Below are 15768 nucleotides of genomic sequence, written 5' to 3' on the forward strand. Positions count from 1 at the left end.
TATAGCGCCTCGTTTTTATTAGAGAATAGAGTTCAAATGAGCCAAGAGTTTATGCGCCGCGCATTGGAAGTGTCCAAAAATGCGCTTCCTGAATGTCAACCCAACCCGCCGGTTGGCTGCGTGTTAGTGAAAGACAATCAAATCGTTTCAGAAGGTCATACTCAAGCTATTGGTGGCAACCACGCGGAAGTAGAAGCGCTGAATGCATATCAAGGCTCGTTAGAATCGGTGACGGCATACGTTACGCTAGAACCGTGTTCGTTTGTAGGTCGCACGCCAGCTTGTGCGGTGACATTAGTGAAATCCGGTATTGGCAAAGTCGTCGTAGCCATGTTGGACCCAGATCCGCGCAACAGTGGTCGAGGTATCGAGATTCTAAAACAAGCCGGTATTGAGGTAGAAATTGGTTTATGCGGCAAGGAGGTCAGCGAGTTTCTTACCCCATATTTAGGCAAATCTTAATGTAAGCTTTGGCCTGCACGTTAGCAGCCCACTTATGCGGTGAATGGAGTACGTCAAAATTGAGTTAAAACTCATTAAAACAGGTCGTACCGCCCATTTCTTGTACTTAGCTACGTTAACTATCATGCTGTTAGATTAAAATAGAAAAAGTGATTTTCGAAAAATTTAATAGCATGAAACCGACCGATCTTAATCTCATCCCCATTTTTATCGCCATCTACGAAGAGCGTAATTTGTCTCGGGCGGCGGCACGTTTAGACATCACCCAACCCGCGGTGAGTAAAGCGCTAGCAAGATTGCGCGATATCTACGACGAACCATTGTTTCACCGCAGTTCTTCTGGTGTTGAGCCAACATCGTTTGCTGTCGATATTTATCCGGCTATGGTTGCGGCGATAAAGAACTTTACCTCGACGCTGTCGGCATCGGTTGAGTTTGATCCTAAAGTTTCCAATCGCATTTTCTCTATCGCTTGCGTGTCGATTTTAAGCTACGAGTTACTGCCACAGTTGATGAAGCAGATTCACGAGTTAGCGCCGAATATCGCTTTGGAAGTGCACCCACTGTTTACTGAGGATTACGAAAGTGATCTACGCTTACAACGTTATGATTTAATTATCGATTTAGCACCACGCGGGAGAACGGTCTTGAAAGTTGAACCCGTGATCACTGAGCGTTTGATGGTGGTGTGTAACAAAGATCACCCTCGTATCGCTGAGAGCATTTCTCAAGAGCAGTTTTTTGAAGAAGAGCACGTCGCAGTATCGCAGTGGCAAAGCCGAAAAAGCATGCTGAGTGCAGAAGATATTGTTGATTTGGACAAACGCAAAATCATGTATCGAGCCGCAGGAGCACTGGAAATGTTGCCGGTTATCTGCGGTAGCGAATACATTGGTTTGATGCCAGAATCGATGATTAAGTTGTTCAGTAATACCTATCATGTGAAAGCACTGCCGTTTCCATTTGATGTAACAACTTACGATCTTTGCACCATTTGGCACCCTAGTCGCACTAATGAAAGTGCGCATCAGTGGTTGCGCGCGCAAATCAAACACGCAGGGAAAGTCATCAAGAAATAGGAAGTCCATATGAAGACAATACGAGCGATTCTAAACGGCAAAAAAGCCGGTAATCCTGAGCTAAGAGACGCCATCATGAAAATGAGAGACAGGGGCGTAGATGTGCAAGTTCGCGTCACTTGGGAATCGCAAGATATGCCGCGTCTCGTGAAAGAAGCGGTAACGGATGGTATTGAGCGTATTGTTGTTGCGGGTGGCGATGGCACTGTCAATGAGGCTGCTTCGGCGCTTCTCCACATTGATCATGAAAGTCGCCCTGAACTTGCCATTATTCCGCTTGGTACGGCCAATGATTTTGCGACCGCGAATCATATTCCAGATTCGATTGCTGATGCATTAACCTTGGCAGTGGAAGGGCAAGCGCTGTCTGTTGATTGCGTTAAGGCGAACGATCGTTGCTTTATCAATGTTGCGGCGGCAGGTTTTGGCGCAGAAGTGACGGCAGAAACGCCTGTTGAGTTAAAAAACTTCCTCGGTGGTGGGGCTTACACACTGACTGGCGTTGTGAAGGCGCTCGGCTTCAAACCTTATGATGGCAGCATCATTATCGAAGGGGGTCGCTACGATGGCGAAATGTTGTTAGGGGCATTTTGCAACAGCCGCTTAGCTGGTGGCGGTCAACAGCTCGCTCCCAATGCGATGATTGATGATGGTTTGATGGACTTAACGCTGGTTCGTCCGTTTTTACCGCATGAATTGCCCAAAGTCATTGAAGAGATTAACAACCCATCCGAGAAAGGCGAGTTTGTGAAACACACCCGAGCCAGTTGGTTGGAGATCGATTTTCCGAATCCTCTACCACTTAACTTGGATGGCGAACCGTATCATTCCCGTAAAATTCGATTTGAAGTGCAGCCAAAGAGTTTGAAGTTGGTGCTACCTAAAGATTGCCCGTGCGTGACGCACTAAGTCCAACCTTATGAGATGAGCAAAACAAAGCCACCGATGGGTGGCTTTGTTTTATCACTATTTTTACTGTTTCAACAATAGCTCCTTGGCTAGAGGACTTTCGTTGTTAGGGCTCGTTTATAGCTTTTGGATGGTATCTACGTCGATTTGCATGGTGGTCCATTCTGAATCGATTTCGCCACGAATTGCCACTTTGTCGTTTGGTGTCACGTCTAAGCCCATCCATTCTTCGTTGTCGATCTCTACTTCGATTTCGCCAGTGCTGTCTTTGAACAAGTAAGTCTCGTTACCTAGTGATTGAATGATGTGCCCAGTGAGCATTACGGCGCTGTCTTCGGTTGCGTTTTGCGCATCTTTCACTGTGTTGATTACGCTGACTTCTGGGCCATTAAAAGCGGCGAAAGCCGAGCTTGAAAGTAGGGCAAACATGGATGCCAAAATCATTTTTTTCATTATCGTTTCCTTAAATTAAAAGTAGTAAGTTGTGCCTACGTTAAAGGATGCTGTGTTTGCGTAGCTGTCTAGTTGGTATTTTGCGTTTGCGCCAATGGTGAGCTTTGGGAACACTTGGTATTCCGCACCCACAGAGAACATTGCGCCGAACTCGTTATTTTTCTCTGCGCTATGGAAAAGCGTGTTGGTCATTTCCACATCGTCGTTCGCGACAAGCTCGTATTCTTGATGTTTAGAAACCTTGGCGTCGTATTGTGTGTAAGTTAGACCCGCTTTGAATTTGGTTGTCCATTTATCACTTAATGCGTAGCTAAACACTGGAGCCAACGACACTTGTTTGGCTTTGATTGACGCATCCCAATCCATTTCATGATGGTAATCTTTGCCATCGACTGGCTTGATACCTAGGTTTTTTGAATGACTATCATCAAGGTCAAACTGGCTGTAACCCAGTTCCAATGCCCAGTTGTCATTAAATGCGTAACCGACAAAGCCTGAGAAAATACCATCTTCAAGTTCAGGGTTGAGTGTTACGTTGTCAGCTGAAAAGTGAGGTTCCAAATCATGGTCAGTGGTGCCTAATCCATATTCCAGACCTACATAAGGAGCCGCAGATACCGAAACTGAGCAGGTAACAAGTAACGCAAGAAGTGTTTTGTTCATTCTAATTTTGCCTCTTCAAATCAACTTAGTGAGTAGAAGTGCATTTTGTGTGATGAAGCGTGAAGTGATCGTGAAGAAATAAAAGAATTTGGCGTGCAAATAGAAAAATTCCCCAAAGCGTGGGGAATTTTTCGGTCTTGGCTCGTCAATTGAGTGGGCTTCGAACAGCGCTCTTGTTTAATAAACGGTGCACCAATCGCTTTTCATGTCTATAAGCTGCCAGTTGTCACGCGCATTGGCTTCGTCTAACGCTTTATCTAAGCGGCCAACGTCCGATTGACGGTCGTATTTCCACTCGCGCGCTTCGTCAGTGTGATGCACAATCATCGCCATAGAGTTTGGTTGGCTTGTCGCCCACTGCATCATCGCTTGGTCTCCGTCCGAGTTACCAACGGCGAGCACTGGTTTCTTACCAATAATGTACTGGATGTTTTCGACTTTCACTTCTTTATCATCGAGCGTTAACAGTTCGCCCAACTTCATCACTTTAGGCTGACCATCATTAAAGCTGTATTCGTATTTCAACGCGCTGCCGATGATTTGTTCTTCAGGAATGTTGTAAGCTTCTGGAGCCCACACGCGCATAAAGTCCACGCCACCACCCGAAACAATGTAGGTTTTGAAGTTGTTCTCTTGCAGGTACGTAAGCATTTCGCGCATCGGCTTAAAGGTGAGGTCGTTGTAGGCTTTACCAAAGCGCTTGTCTTTCGCCGCCGCAAGCCATTGCTCGACGGATTGTTGGTATTCTTCAACGGTCATGCCGCTGTGGGTGACTTTCATGATTTGGAGTAGCGATTCTTTACCGCCAGCAAAGACTTTCTCTAAGTCGTTTTCAATGACGGATTTAAAAGGTTCCTGCGTTTTCCACTCCGGATGCATTTTCGCAAGGGCTTTGACTTGATCTAACGCGAACGCAATTTGGAAATAAATCGGCTTTTCTGACCAAAGTGTACCGTCGTTGTCGAACACGGCGATGCGGTCAGAAACGGGAATAAATGTTGCCTTTGAACTGTCGGTAGATTGCTCGACAAAATTCACAATGGCGGTTTTGCTGTCGCTGTCTTTCCAAGAAGGGAGCAAGTTGGCATCGCAATCTTTCGCGAGGCTGGAAAAAGATAAGCTAGTTAAGACGGCAAGAGTACAGAGATGGATTTTGTTCATTATTTACCTCGATTGATTTCACTAGGTTGTGATCCCTAAAAAGGGCAATGAGGGCGGATAACCTTAAACGACCACTTACACGTTGTACTCATGTCATTTTCTCGCCCACGCGTTAGCGTTGAAAATTTGCCTTCATCATAAGCAAGCGTAGTCGCATTCCTTGGTTGTGCACGAAATGAATAACGTAATGCTTCCAAAACGCCGCATACGGGTTATCTCAAACTGCCCAAAGTAGAGTAGCAACAAGCGCCATGAAAATAGGTTATAAGCGGTATAACAAGCCTGCGGTATTAATGAAATTTATGATTGGGTCATCAAGGTGAATCGCAGGTAAATATCCGGATTACGCCTTCAAATTCGCAACAGCAAAGGTGACTCATGCAAATTACTCAAAGTCCTCAGTTCAACGGCAAAGCGTCTAAGCGTTTACATGTTATGGCAAAGCCCATTGGTGCTGCCTGTAACATTGACTGTACTTACTGCTACTACCTCAGCAAACAGGACTTACTTGAGTATAAAAAAGGATGTTCACCAATGATGGATGAAGCCACGTTAGAGGCTTACATCAAACAGTATATTGAAGGGCAAAATACACCTGAGATCGTCTTCTCTTGGCAGGGCGGCGAGCCAACGATGCTGGGTTTGGATTACTTCAAGAAAATTGTCGAGTTTCAAGCGAAGTACCAGCCCGCAGGCGTGAAGATTTCAAACGATCTGCAAACAAACGGCACGTTATTGAATGACGAATGGTGCGAATTTTTAAGCGAGAACCATTTCTTGGTGGGCTTGAGTATTGATGGCCCTGAAATGCTGCACAACGCGTATCGAACCAACCGAGCCGGTCGAGGCACATTCAAACAAGTCATGAATGCGGTGGAGTTGCTGCATAAACATCAGGTGAACTTTGCCACGCTTACCTGTGTGAACAACCTGACGAGCCGAAATCCGCTTGAAGTATACCGTTTTCTGCGAGATGAGGTCCGCTCGCCACAAATGCAGTTTATTCCTATTGTTGAACAGAAAACGTTCCGCACCACTGCGCCTCAAAAATGGCAACCGCAAGAACAGCTTAAACAAGGAGACAAGCGTTTGATTCCGGGTCACAAAGATTCTGTCATGGAACCTTGGTGTGTTGCTGATGAAGCTTGGGGTAACTTCCTGATTGCGGTTTTTGATGAATGGATTAAGAACGATATCGGCAAAGTGTTTGTGCAATATTTTGAAGCCAGTGTAGAGGCTTGGATGGGGCGCGCTAATCCACTTTGTACGCTGGGTGAGGTGTGCGGTAAGGGGTTAGCGATGGAGCCAAATGGCGATGTGTTTGCGTGTGATCATTACGTCTATCCAGAGTACAAAATTGGCAATATTCATCATGACAAGCTGGATGAACTGGCCTACAGCAAAGAGCAACAGAAGTTCGGTTTTGCAAAATCTCGCTTGTTAACGCAGCAATGTCGAGACTGTGAGTATCAGTTTGCATGCTACGGTGAATGCCCGAAAAACCGTTTCATTCGTACTCGTGATGGTGAGCCGGGACTTAACTATTTATGTGCAGGATGGAAGAAATTCTTTGCACATACTGACAAAGCGATGGCATACATTTTACGTGCAACGGGTAACGTGGTGGCTCATGGCAAATACAGCGATTCAGTCGTGCGCCAAGAGAGTGAACAACGCCCAGTATTCGAAACAAAATTTTGAGGAATTGGTATGTCATTGTCTACAGAAGCCCCCCTGTTAAAGACACCGTGTTTGGCACCGCGCAAACGTCGACCGAACAAAGTGAAGATGCTTTCTAAGTCGTTATTGGCGGTCACATTAGGCGTGGTCGTTAATCATTCTGTTATGGCGCAAACGCCGACGGAACAAACGCAAGCTCAGCCGACTGCGGCAGAGCAAGTGCAACAACCAACGCCGCAGCAAGTGATTTCTAAGCTCGCTTATCAAGCCCAAGACCAAAAGTTGCCGACCGAACAACGTGTTCAAGCGCTGCGCGAACTGGGTAATTACCCAAACCAGAATGCTCTGGTGGCTGTTGCTCGAGGTTTACAAGATAAAGACGCGGCAATTCGCGAAGCTGCGATAGTCGGCGCGCAACCTTACGCGATCGAAAACCGCTGGCGCATGGTGGAACCACTACTTAAAGACGAATCCTCTTCCGTGCGTATTGCGGCAGCACTGAACTTAGTGCGTGACTATTCTGTTTTGACAGAAGCGCAAAGACCAGCGATAGAAAAGCCTGTGGACGAGCTTTTAGCGAGTTTAAAGAGCGGAACGGATAACAACACCCAATTGCTGTTAGCCGATGTGTATCGCTGGCATGAAAACTGGAAACAAGCGGACGATATCTATCAAGCATTGTTATCCAAAATGCCGGAAAACCCAGATGTTTGGCTGAACTTAGCCGACAATTACCGCGCGCAGCAACGTGAGCAAGAAGCGATTGATACACTAGATAAAGCGATTGAACGCCTTCCAGACAATGCCGCCCTGCATTATTCGAAATCTTTGACGCTCGTTCGTTTAAACGACAAAGAGCAAGCCGCAAATGAAATCGAAAAAGCGGCTAACATGGCGAAAAACAATAGTTATTTTTGGTATTTGAATGGTGTGCTACAAGAAGAGTTCAGTGTCGATAAGGCTGTGAAATCTTTTGAACAGGCTTACTTGATTTCAGGCGCGCCAGAGCAGCTATACGCGGTTTGTGATATCTATATTCGTTACGATAATCCGAAAACGGATGAATGCTTGGCGGAACTAGAAAAAGTCGCACCAAGCTATGTGATTGACCAGCTAAAACAGAAAAGAGTGCTGACTTCTGCAAAGCCTAAAAGCTAGTCAATCCGCATTTCATCTTCTTTTCGCGCGGTGACGTAACACACTGCAAATGGCACATTAAGGCGAGAAAACTCTTTGATCCAACGCCATTGGTTATCTTGGAGTTTATCGCCGGGCCCTTTTACTTCAATCCACTCGAACTCGTTGTCTCTAAAAGCAATCAGATCCGGCATCCCATTACGGTAAAGCTTAAGATCGCTTAACTGAACCTTAAATAGTTCGAGTAATGTGCGGGTAGGAATGGTGTTGAGTGACTGTTCAAGCAATTTCTTGCCTATTAAGTTCCATTGAACAAACGGATTGCTGATACCAAACTTTTCATCGTATTTCGCTAAAATCGCTTGTGTATTACCCAATTCTAACTGTGCGAAAGCTTCATCAATCAGTGCTTGGCGCTTTGCTACAAAATCGGAATGGTACAAATCCAGAGGACGGTGTTGATAGGCATTGATGAATGCCCCTTCAATGGGAGCGAAAATCGCATCCCAAAAAGTGAGCCCAAGTAATGCATTCAGCAGTGCATTTTCGGCGTAAAACACACTCCAGCCTAAAGATTCAAAGTGCGCTTTGCTGGCGAGTTCGACTCTCTGTTGAGATAAATCCAGTTCAACTCGGTACTCCATACAGGTTGGCTTTGTCACTCTTGGCACTTTCTCACCTTGTTTTCGTTTCAGCCGCTGCTCAAGTTTTTGTGCGACTTCGAGCTCAGACACATCGATCGGTGAGTGAAGCATCTCTGTGACAATGTCACTAAATAAATCATCATGGTTCAGTTTGTCATAGATGCGTGCGCGTCGTTCTCGGCTTGGCGTAAGCTGAGTTTGGCCAAATAGAGATAGGGCAGTCTCTAGCTCATCAATCCGTTCGTAGTCACGTGCGATGTCATTCAACATGTGCTCACGTTTACGATCCACATAAGGATGATGAACAGGGTGAGGCATCGCCTCAACAAGAAGGTCGAGATTGGCTTTGTCTTTTCGGTCAAATTGCCAGTACAGGTTGGCCAGTTGGCTCAGTTCAATTAAGCGGTCTATTTGCTCTCGTGAATTAAAGAAGCGGCGCACTTTACTCAATTGATATTGCTCGAACTGATGTAGACCTAAGTCATCAAGCACAAACTGACTTAAGTCTTGATGGGTGTTGGCAAAAAACAGAGTGAGCAACACGTCGATCATGTGGGCGGAATTGAGTCTGACGATCGTAAACTCAAGTTGCTCTACGCGATCAAATTCCGTATTACTCAAACGTTCGACAAGGGCGTCTTTCTTGAGTGATTTCGGCAGTTCGGGATAAAGCGCGGAGATCTCTGGTTTGGTCAGTAAGTTAGCCGCCAACTCTTGATGAGAAAGTGGTGGGGATAGCGAGATGAAATCCTGTTCGCCTAGTTCCGCCAGCGCAGCATCGATGAATGGGATTTCTTGATAATTGAGTTTATCGCTTCGAAACCAACATCCTTTTCGGCTGTATAAACGCACTAAAAGGCACTGGGCGTATTTGTTCAAGGAATTAAATGAACAAAGCCAGGTGTGTTCTTCCTCGGTCAGTAAATCGCTGTACCACGTTACTGCGTGGTGAGTCAGCTTAAAGAAGTTCTCTAGATAGTAGTCTGGTGCGAGTTCGATTGGGCTTTCCATAAACGACCGATAACAAAAAAGGCTTAACCCATAGGTTAAGCCTTTTCGCTATCAAATCAATTCGCAATTATGCGTTTTTTAGCTGTGCTACTTTCGCTTCAGACAGTGGCTTAGTGATGAGCGCAAGTACGATACATACAGCCATCATTGCTGAAGAAATAGTGTAAGCCAAGGTGTAGCCGTCGCCATTTGTCATCGAGAAACCAACAACTGCTGCGCCGATTGCACCACCGATACCCCATGCAGTGTAAAGCACACCGTAGTTAGTACCGTAGTTTTTCAGACCGTAGAACTCAGCCGTTAGAGTAGGGAACACCGCAAGAAGCGTACCGTAACCTACCGCTGCGATTGCTGTACCGATGATGAGTGTGAACTCAGAATCGAACGTTGCGAACAACACCATGTTTACGCCTTGTAGAACGAACGCGAGTAGAAGCGTACGAACACCGCCGATTTTATCTGCAAGCATACCCGCAGCAACACGACCGCCTGAGTTGAATACAGCAAGAATGGACGCAAGGTAAACCGCGTTTGGCAAGTTTGCTTGAACGCTGGCGATTGTCGTGATGTTACCGATGATCATTAGACCAACAGAAGCTGCGAACGCGTACATGATCCATAGGGAGTAGAACTGTGGCGTTTTCAACATTGCTTTCCAAGTCAGGTCATCTGACTTTTTCACCGCTTTAGGTGCTTGGCCTTCTTTTACTTTCGGCTCTGCAGGTGTGTAGTCTGCTGGTGGGTTGTTGATGGTTGCTGCAAGAGGAACCGCAATCGCTAGAATACCAACACCAAGAACCATAAAGCTGGTTTGAATGCCCATGCTGTCGATCAGCGCAGACGTTACTGGCGCAAGGTAGATAGCCGCTAGACCAAAACCTGCCGCAATAATGCCGTTGACCATACCTTTCTTCGAAGCGTGGAACCACTTCATCGCAGAAGGTGACAGACATGCATAACCAAAACCGATACCTGCACCTGTGATCACACCAAACGTAATGTTCAGCATTAGTGGAGAATCAACAAAGCCAGATGCGATCATGCCTAGACCTGTAAGAACAGTACCTAGGATAAGGATCATACGCGGACCCATACGGTCTTGAAGGATACCTGCAACAAGAAGACAGATAGAGAAGGTGATCGTTGCAGTTGCGTAAGGTGCAGAAGCTTCTGCAGCACTCCAGCCTGATTCAGTCACCAATGCCTTGTTGAATACACTCCAAGCATACAGGATGCCAAGACAAAGGTTGATACAGAACCCTGCAAGCAGGATGCGCATAGCTTTATCAATCTTGCTCATTTTCATTCTCAGTTTTACCTCTTGCTACAACGCAAAGAGGTGTTGGTTTAAAGATGTTTTTTCTCAAAATTAGTTTGCGTTTTTCAACGTTTAACGCAATGAGCGCGGATTATAACCAATAAAGATGTGATTGGAATCTCTTTTTACTTACAGATCTAAAAATAATTTGAAAATATAAAATCAATTGTTAATTGATGGTTTTGTATATAGGAAAAATGTTGATCTAACGTAATGTGCTTTGTTTTCAATCCTGTAAAGCTAAGTGCAACTGAGTGAATTCAGAACGACTCGACGTTTAGCTCACATTTCCTGTAAATAGTTTCAAAATGTTTTTGAGTTAATTTTTTGTAACAAAAGTGCTCAAAATAAGTGCTAAGCAGCCGAAGTGCCGAATTTAAAGGCTTTATAAAATTCTGCTTGTTAACTGTATGTAAAGTGCGCGCTCTGAGTTGTCAGCAAGGACGAAAGTGAATAAAAAATGTGCTTGATATTGCGATCTAGATAAGCAAAATGGGGCGCAAAATGAGTTTTCATTTATGAAGGGATGCTTTTTTAGACTTGTTGTGAGGTGACTTATGAAATTGTTCCTATTACTCATGGCTTCTGTTTCTGCTGGTGTAGCATCTGCAGATCACATCCATTCATTTATGTTAGGTTTATCTATTGCTTCTCTGGCAGTGGGTAGCTGTTATTTCTTTGCTTTCCGTAGCTCGCGTTTTCCGCAGTTAGCGCTGTTTTTATTGATTTGCGGCATGTTATCTAAACTGACTATTACGGTTGTAGGTGTTATGTGGGGTATGTCTGCGCAATTGATTACTTCACCAATCGTGTTTGCGTTGTCTTATCTTTTCTTTTCACTTGCTGTTACGTACTTGTGGTTCAGCTATCGTGAAAGCATCACGCAAATTCCAGAGCGATTTAAAGCAGCTTAATTTAGCGCTTTGATACTGACAAATATGAAAACGCCAGCGATTAACGCTGGCGTTTTTGTTTTGGTGATACTTCGCTATTTGGCGTGAAGTTTCTTCTGAAGTTGAAGTAAATAACCTTCGTTTGGAGCGAAAGGCTTAAAAAGACACGCCTGAGCTAACCCGAGATGGTAAGCGGTGGTTCCGGCACTTCAAGGAAGCAAGCAATGACGCGATAGAGTTCTCCTTCCGCAACGGTAATTTCCCCATCTGATTCAATCGCGAGTCGACAAGCTTTGACGAACATTCGTCTGTCTTTGGGTTTCAGTTGCAGCAACAACTCTAATGCGGCGCGACTTAAATGCCAATTGCTGTTAGCTGGTTCTAACTTCACTTCAGGAAAGCCTAAATGGGCGAGGGCACAATGGTAGGCGCGCTGAGCTTTGTCTGCTTGAGAGTGGCTGACCCATGCCAGTTCTCGCAATAGCCAGAACACACTTTCCTCTAGTTGCTTCAACGTCTTGTGTTGTTTGATGAACCCAAAAGAGGCGAGTAGCTGCTTTTCTAGTAAGTTGATGACACACCATTCGGCTAGCGAGTATTGATTATCCGTCTCTGAGAGCTCACGTAGCACTTTACATAGGCTGATTTTCTGGGCTTCACTCAGCGATTTAAGCGCCGGCAGAGCGAGTTCGAGTAATGGGAAACGCAGATGAAGTGGTAAGTCGTAATCTAACCAGGGAAGCAATGTAGATTGCGATGCGAGTGGAACGTACGACTTAATCATTTCGCGCTGAATATCGCTGCCATCAAAAATGAGGGCGAATGCGATAAATCGGGCGCTATATGGTTCACGTGCGATATCAACTAACTCTGGTGGTAATTGACTGATCAACTGTTTGCCTGTCTCACTCAATTGCTCCGATGGTGAGGCAGATTGCGAAGCAGGAGAGCCGCCACCTACGGCAAAGCCACTGACTTGTTCGTTATCAAACGCCGTGCTTTGAGCATGAGAATGTTGAGCGTAGATTCCGTCCCAATTGGGATCGATTCTTCGAATTCTTTCGTCCAATGGTGGGTGTGTCGCGAACAAACTAGAGAAACCGGACAATTTACTCTGTCCAAACATCATGTGGCTCATTTCATCACTGGCTTTCGTGTTTAAAGTAGAGCCTTGAACGTTACTGCCAATCTTCTTTAACGCTCCCGCAATCCCTTGATCGTTGCGAGTGAACTGCACGGCACTGGCGTCAGCTAAAAACTCGCGTTGGCGCGAAATCGCTGCTTTGATCATGTTGCCGAACAAGGTTCCGAACCAACCCAGCACCAAGCAGACAATCGCAATCAGTATGATGACAGCGAAGCCTTTGTTTGAATCAGAAGAACTACGCGATACGTGACGAGTGCTGTTCGAGTTATCCAAGATCAGATGACCAAAATGAGCAATGCAGGTAATGCCAAATAACGCACCAATCAGACGAGTATTCAACCGCATATCACCATTTAAGATGTGGCTGAACTCATGGGCAATTACACCTTGAAGTTCGTCACGGCTAAACGCATCTAGTGCTCCTTGCGTTACTCCGATGACGGCATCATCAATGCTCATGCCTGCAGCAAACGCGTTGATGCCGTGCTCTTCCGCCATCACATAAACTGGTGGCACGGGAATTCCCGACGCGATGGACATTTCTTCCACAACATTGAGTAACTGGCGGTGTTTCGCATTTGACGTGTCTGTCGAAATCAACTTGCCGCCGATACTTTCTGCAACGCCACGTCCACCATTGGCGTTTAGCTCACTAAGACGAATGAATGAGCTGATGCTAACAACCGTTAGCACGCCCACAAAGCTCAACAAACAATAACTGATGATGGATTGAGTGGTGAACGGTTCGCCAGTGAAATAAAAGTAGATGCCAATCGAAATGACACTCACTAGCCCTGTGATGGCTAAAACGGCCAAAGTGAATAGCATCACCAAAAGTCCAGTTCGCTGGCGCGCAGTGTCTTGATGATGAAAAAAGTCCATTAGAACGCAACCTTCGGCGCTTCTTGGATTGCTTCTGTGTCTGCAAACTCAAGTAACTTACCGTCTTGGAAACCAAATGTGTTCGCGAAGATAACGGGTGGGAATGTTTGCTTGTAAGTGTTGTAGCTGGTCACGGCATCATTAAATGCTTGGCGGGCAAACGCGACTTTGTTTTCGGTACTGGTTAGCTCTTCTTGGAGTTGGCTCATCGTCTCGTTTGCTTTCAATTCAGGGTAGGCTTCTACCACAACGTTCAGTTTGCCTAGAGCGTTTTGTAACATGCCTTCTGCTTGGCTAAGCTGGCTAATTGCAGCATCACTATCTGGTGCATCACTGGCGGCTTTTAAACCTGCTATTGCTTGGTTGCGAGCTTGGATAACGCGTTCAAACGTTTCCTTCTCATGCTCCATGTAACCTTTAGCGGTGTTTACTAAATTCGGAATTAGGTCGTATCGACGTTTCAGTTGAACTTCGATTTGAGCGAAGCTGTTTTTAAAGCGATTTCGTAGAGTAACGAGCTTGTTGTAAATACTGATTGCGTAAACCACAACCAGCAGAACAATAACAATAAAGACAATCAGTGCAGTCATAGTGAGTTCCATTTTGTGAATGTATCAGTGTTTTATATAAGTAGTTGAGATATTAAGCAAATTAGACTTACTTATAATGTGGGGTATTTTTAAATATGGCACGTATTGCGTAAGAAATATGAGAGCCATTTGGGATAAGAACAAAGGGAAAGGATTCTCAAGGAGAGCAAAATAAAAAGGCCCGGCGTGAAAGCCGAGCCTTGTGGAATGTAGAAATTCTAATCCGTGATTAAGCTGTCATCGGAACAAGTACCATAGTACCGATGATTACCGTCAATAGGCCAGCAAGCACAGGCACTGAAGTGCGTTTTACAACTTCAAATGGGCTGATGTTTGCCATACCTGATGTCGCAACGATTACGCCAGATACTGGCGAGATGGTACGACCTAGGTTTGATGCTTGAAGCATTGGGATGATTAAGAACGCTGGGTTGATGCCCATTTTCGCCGCTAGAGAAGGCGCAAGTTCTACAAACGCATAGAAAGGCGCGTTACCAGAACCAGTAGCAATAGCCGCTGCAACGGTTAGACCTGTTAGGATCAGCATTAGTGCAACGCCGCCCGCACCTGCGTTATCGGCAAGGTGAAGTAGGTTATCGATAGCACCAATAGACATCAGACCTTGTGCAAATACGCCAGCCGCAACCAACAACATCACAACGCCTTTAAATGCATCGGCCATGCCTGCGTAGCATGAGTCTAAATCTTCAAGCGCTTTTTTGCCGTCGAATTTGTTCACGACATAATGGATAAGTGCGCCAAGGAAAATAGAACCCACAACGATGGTGTAGATATCTAGACTAAGACCAGGAATCGTACGGCCATTAAATAGGAACACACCGATGATTGGTAAGAATGGGAGTGCTGCGTAAAACGCTGGTGCATCTGCTTTAATTTCTGATACGTCGATTTTTTCCATCGGCGTATTTTCTTTCTTATCTAGGTATTTGTTCCAGAAGAAAGCTGCCGCCGCCATTACGACGATTGCACAAATCGAAACAGGAAGAACAGTTTGTACCGCAAACACATCTAGCGCCAAGCCAGACTTTTCTGCAGCGATAACGACGTCACCTGAAGTAGGAGAAAGAATAATAGCAGCAGGAGATGCACACACTGCCACAGCAGCAGGACGAGAGATACCCATCGCAACCATCATTGGGAATAGGGTTGCCATCAATAAAACGCCAAGGCCTGTTGCAGAGCTCACCGCTAGAGACATCAAACACGCCACAATGTAAGCCGCTACCAAAAGGACATAAGGAGACTTGATAACAGAAAGCGGTTTAGAGAACTGTTTCACGACAACGTTGTTCGCGCCGATGTGAGTCATGTAAGAAGCGAAACCACATAGCAACATGATTTGCATACCAAGGCCGCCGCCACGGTATTGCAGCATGTATTTCACGTATTCTAGCGAGTCTGTCACCATGTTACCGGTTGAGGTGATGCTTGATGGCAGAACGTCATGGCCCAAAAAGCCAGTCATAAGAAGCAAACTGATACCAGCGGTTAAAAGTACGCCAGCTGCCTTGTAACCTTTGACAATGAAATAGCCCACCGCAATGGTTACTACCAAGCCAATTAAGAGCTCTAGCATAGGGGTCTCCAGATGTTATGAAAAAAAGAAAGATTCTGTTTCAATTTATGACAAGGAATTTACAGAATTCTTAACTGTGGCACGAGGCTAATCTGGGACTTGCATGATCTAAAACAAATAATAATTTAATAATTAAATCCGA

The 15768-nt window shown here is 45.4% G+C and carries 14 protein-coding genes; 6 read left to right on the forward strand and 8 right to left on the reverse strand.

Annotation, left to right across the window (positions count from 1 at the left end):
- Positions 1-36: 36 nt before the first annotated feature.
- The 3 genes from BIW15_RS10705 to yegS all read left to right on the forward strand — a co-directional run bounded on the left by BIW15_RS10705 (position 37) and on the right by yegS (position 2450).
- Positions 37-462 (forward strand): bifunctional diaminohydroxyphosphoribosylaminopyrimidine deaminase/5-amino-6-(5-phosphoribosylamino)uracil reductase RibD, encoded by a 426-nt coding sequence (locus BIW15_RS10705; RefSeq protein WP_005454234.1) that lies wholly within the window; start codon positions 37-39, stop codon positions 460-462.
- Positions 463-635: 173 nt separating this feature from the next.
- On the forward strand, positions 636-1541 hold the full coding sequence (locus BIW15_RS10710) for a LysR family transcriptional regulator (protein WP_005454286.1): 906 nt from the start codon (positions 636-638) through the stop codon (positions 1539-1541).
- A 9-nt stretch (positions 1542-1550) separates the two neighbouring features.
- On the forward strand, positions 1551-2450 hold the full coding sequence (yegS, locus tag BIW15_RS10715; protein WP_029851199.1) for a lipid kinase YegS: 900 nt from the start codon (positions 1551-1553) through the stop codon (positions 2448-2450).
- A 117-nt stretch (positions 2451-2567) separates the two neighbouring features.
- Here yegS and BIW15_RS10720 read toward each other — a convergent pair whose 3' ends face one another.
- The 3 genes from BIW15_RS10720 to BIW15_RS10735 all read right to left on the reverse strand — a co-directional run bounded on the left by BIW15_RS10720 (position 2568) and on the right by BIW15_RS10735 (position 4727).
- Positions 2568-2903 carry a YgiW/YdeI family stress tolerance OB fold protein gene (locus BIW15_RS10720; protein WP_005454158.1) on the reverse strand — a complete coding sequence of 112 codons (336 nt, stop codon included), beginning with the start codon at positions 2901-2903 and terminating at the stop codon, positions 2568-2570.
- 15 nt (positions 2904-2918) lie between these two features.
- Entirely contained in the window at positions 2919-3566 is a 648-nt protein-coding gene (locus tag BIW15_RS10725) for an AcfA family outer membrane beta-barrel protein (protein WP_029851201.1), read from the reverse strand.
- Between the two features lie 177 nt (positions 3567-3743).
- Positions 3744-4727 (reverse strand): HAD family phosphatase, encoded by a 984-nt coding sequence (locus BIW15_RS10735; RefSeq protein WP_029851202.1) that lies wholly within the window; start codon positions 4725-4727, stop codon positions 3744-3746.
- 378 nt (positions 4728-5105) lie between these two features.
- Between BIW15_RS10735 and BIW15_RS10740 the strand changes: the two genes are divergently transcribed.
- Positions 5106-6428, forward strand: coding sequence for an anaerobic sulfatase maturase (locus BIW15_RS10740; RefSeq protein WP_077280981.1), 1323 nt, complete (start codon positions 5106-5108; stop codon positions 6426-6428).
- A gap of 9 nt (positions 6429-6437) precedes the next feature.
- Entirely contained in the window at positions 6438-7565 is a 1128-nt protein-coding gene (locus BIW15_RS10745) for a tetratricopeptide repeat protein (RefSeq protein WP_077280982.1), read from the forward strand.
- On the opposite strand, the gene BIW15_RS10750 is transcribed toward BIW15_RS10745, so the two are convergent.
- Both BIW15_RS10750 and BIW15_RS10755 read right to left on the reverse strand, forming a co-directional pair.
- Positions 7562-9199, reverse strand: a complete 1638-nt coding sequence (locus BIW15_RS10750; protein WP_077280983.1) for a VRR-NUC domain-containing protein — start codon at positions 9197-9199, stop codon at positions 7562-7564. The genes BIW15_RS10745 and BIW15_RS10750 overlap by 4 nt on opposite strands.
- 67 nt (positions 9200-9266) lie before the next feature.
- Positions 9267-10499: an OFA family MFS transporter gene (locus tag BIW15_RS10755; protein ID WP_031821109.1), complete on the reverse strand. Its 1233-nt coding sequence runs from the start codon at positions 10497-10499 to the stop codon at positions 9267-9269.
- A 575-nt stretch (positions 10500-11074) separates the two neighbouring features.
- Here BIW15_RS10755 and BIW15_RS10760 point away from each other — a divergent pair.
- Positions 11075-11431: a hypothetical protein gene (locus tag BIW15_RS10760; RefSeq protein ID WP_005454342.1), complete on the forward strand. Its 357-nt coding sequence runs from the start codon at positions 11075-11077 to the stop codon at positions 11429-11431.
- A gap of 154 nt (positions 11432-11585) precedes the next feature.
- Here the strand turns inward: BIW15_RS10760 and BIW15_RS10765 are convergent, their stop codons facing one another.
- The 3 genes from BIW15_RS10765 to dcuC form a co-directional block, all read right to left on the reverse strand.
- Complete coding sequence (locus tag BIW15_RS10765; protein WP_077280984.1) at positions 11586-13439, reverse strand: M48 family metallopeptidase; 1854 nt, start codon at positions 13437-13439, stop codon at positions 11586-11588.
- On the reverse strand, positions 13439-14029 hold the full coding sequence (locus BIW15_RS10770; protein ID WP_029824245.1) for a LemA family protein: 591 nt from the start codon (positions 14027-14029) through the stop codon (positions 13439-13441). Before BIW15_RS10770 ends, BIW15_RS10765 begins: the two co-directional genes overlap by 1 nt.
- A gap of 229 nt (positions 14030-14258) precedes the next feature.
- Complete coding sequence (dcuC, locus tag BIW15_RS10775; RefSeq protein ID WP_005454288.1) at positions 14259-15626, reverse strand: anaerobic C4-dicarboxylate transporter DcuC; 1368 nt, start codon at positions 15624-15626, stop codon at positions 14259-14261.
- Between the last annotated feature and the right edge of the window lie 142 nt (positions 15627-15768).

Origin of the sequence: Vibrio sp. SALL6, assembly GCF_002002385.1 — a bacterium.
Classification (GTDB): Bacteria; Pseudomonadota; Gammaproteobacteria; order Enterobacterales; family Vibrionaceae; genus Vibrio; species Vibrio parahaemolyticus.

Excerpts from the sequence above, each read along its gene's own strand:
- BIW15_RS10750 (WP_077280983.1), bottom strand. The coding sequence starts at position 9,199 with ATGGAAAGCCCAATCGAACTCGCACCAGACTACTATCTAGAGAACTTC.
- BIW15_RS10710 (WP_005454286.1), top strand. The coding sequence starts at position 636 with ATGAAACCGACCGATCTTAATCTCATCCCCATTTTTATCGCCATCTAC.
- BIW15_RS10735 (WP_029851202.1), bottom strand. The coding sequence starts at position 4,727 with ATGAACAAAATCCATCTCTGTACTCTTGCCGTCTTAACTAGCTTATCT.
- BIW15_RS10760 (WP_005454342.1), top strand. The coding sequence starts at position 11,075 with ATGAAATTGTTCCTATTACTCATGGCTTCTGTTTCTGCTGGTGTAGCA.
- dcuC (WP_005454288.1), bottom strand. The coding sequence starts at position 15,626 with ATGCTAGAGCTCTTAATTGGCTTGGTAGTAACCATTGCGGTGGGCTAT.
- BIW15_RS10755 (WP_031821109.1), bottom strand. The coding sequence starts at position 10,499 with ATGAGCAAGATTGATAAAGCTATGCGCATCCTGCTTGCAGGGTTCTGT.
- BIW15_RS10720 (WP_005454158.1), bottom strand. The coding sequence starts at position 2,903 with ATGAAAAAAATGATTTTGGCATCCATGTTTGCCCTACTTTCAAGCTCG.
- BIW15_RS10725 (WP_029851201.1), bottom strand. The coding sequence starts at position 3,566 with ATGAACAAAACACTTCTTGCGTTACTTGTTACCTGCTCAGTTTCGGTA.
- yegS (WP_029851199.1), top strand. The coding sequence starts at position 1,551 with ATGAAGACAATACGAGCGATTCTAAACGGCAAAAAAGCCGGTAATCCT.
- BIW15_RS10765 (WP_077280984.1), bottom strand. The coding sequence starts at position 13,439 with ATGGACTTTTTTCATCATCAAGACACTGCGCGCCAGCGAACTGGACTT.
- BIW15_RS10745 (WP_077280982.1), top strand. The coding sequence starts at position 6,438 with ATGTCATTGTCTACAGAAGCCCCCCTGTTAAAGACACCGTGTTTGGCA.
- BIW15_RS10705 (WP_005454234.1), top strand. The coding sequence starts at position 37 with ATGAGCCAAGAGTTTATGCGCCGCGCATTGGAAGTGTCCAAAAATGCG.
- BIW15_RS10770 (WP_029824245.1), bottom strand. The coding sequence starts at position 14,029 with ATGACTGCACTGATTGTCTTTATTGTTATTGTTCTGCTGGTTGTGGTT.
- BIW15_RS10740 (WP_077280981.1), top strand. The coding sequence starts at position 5,106 with ATGCAAATTACTCAAAGTCCTCAGTTCAACGGCAAAGCGTCTAAGCGT.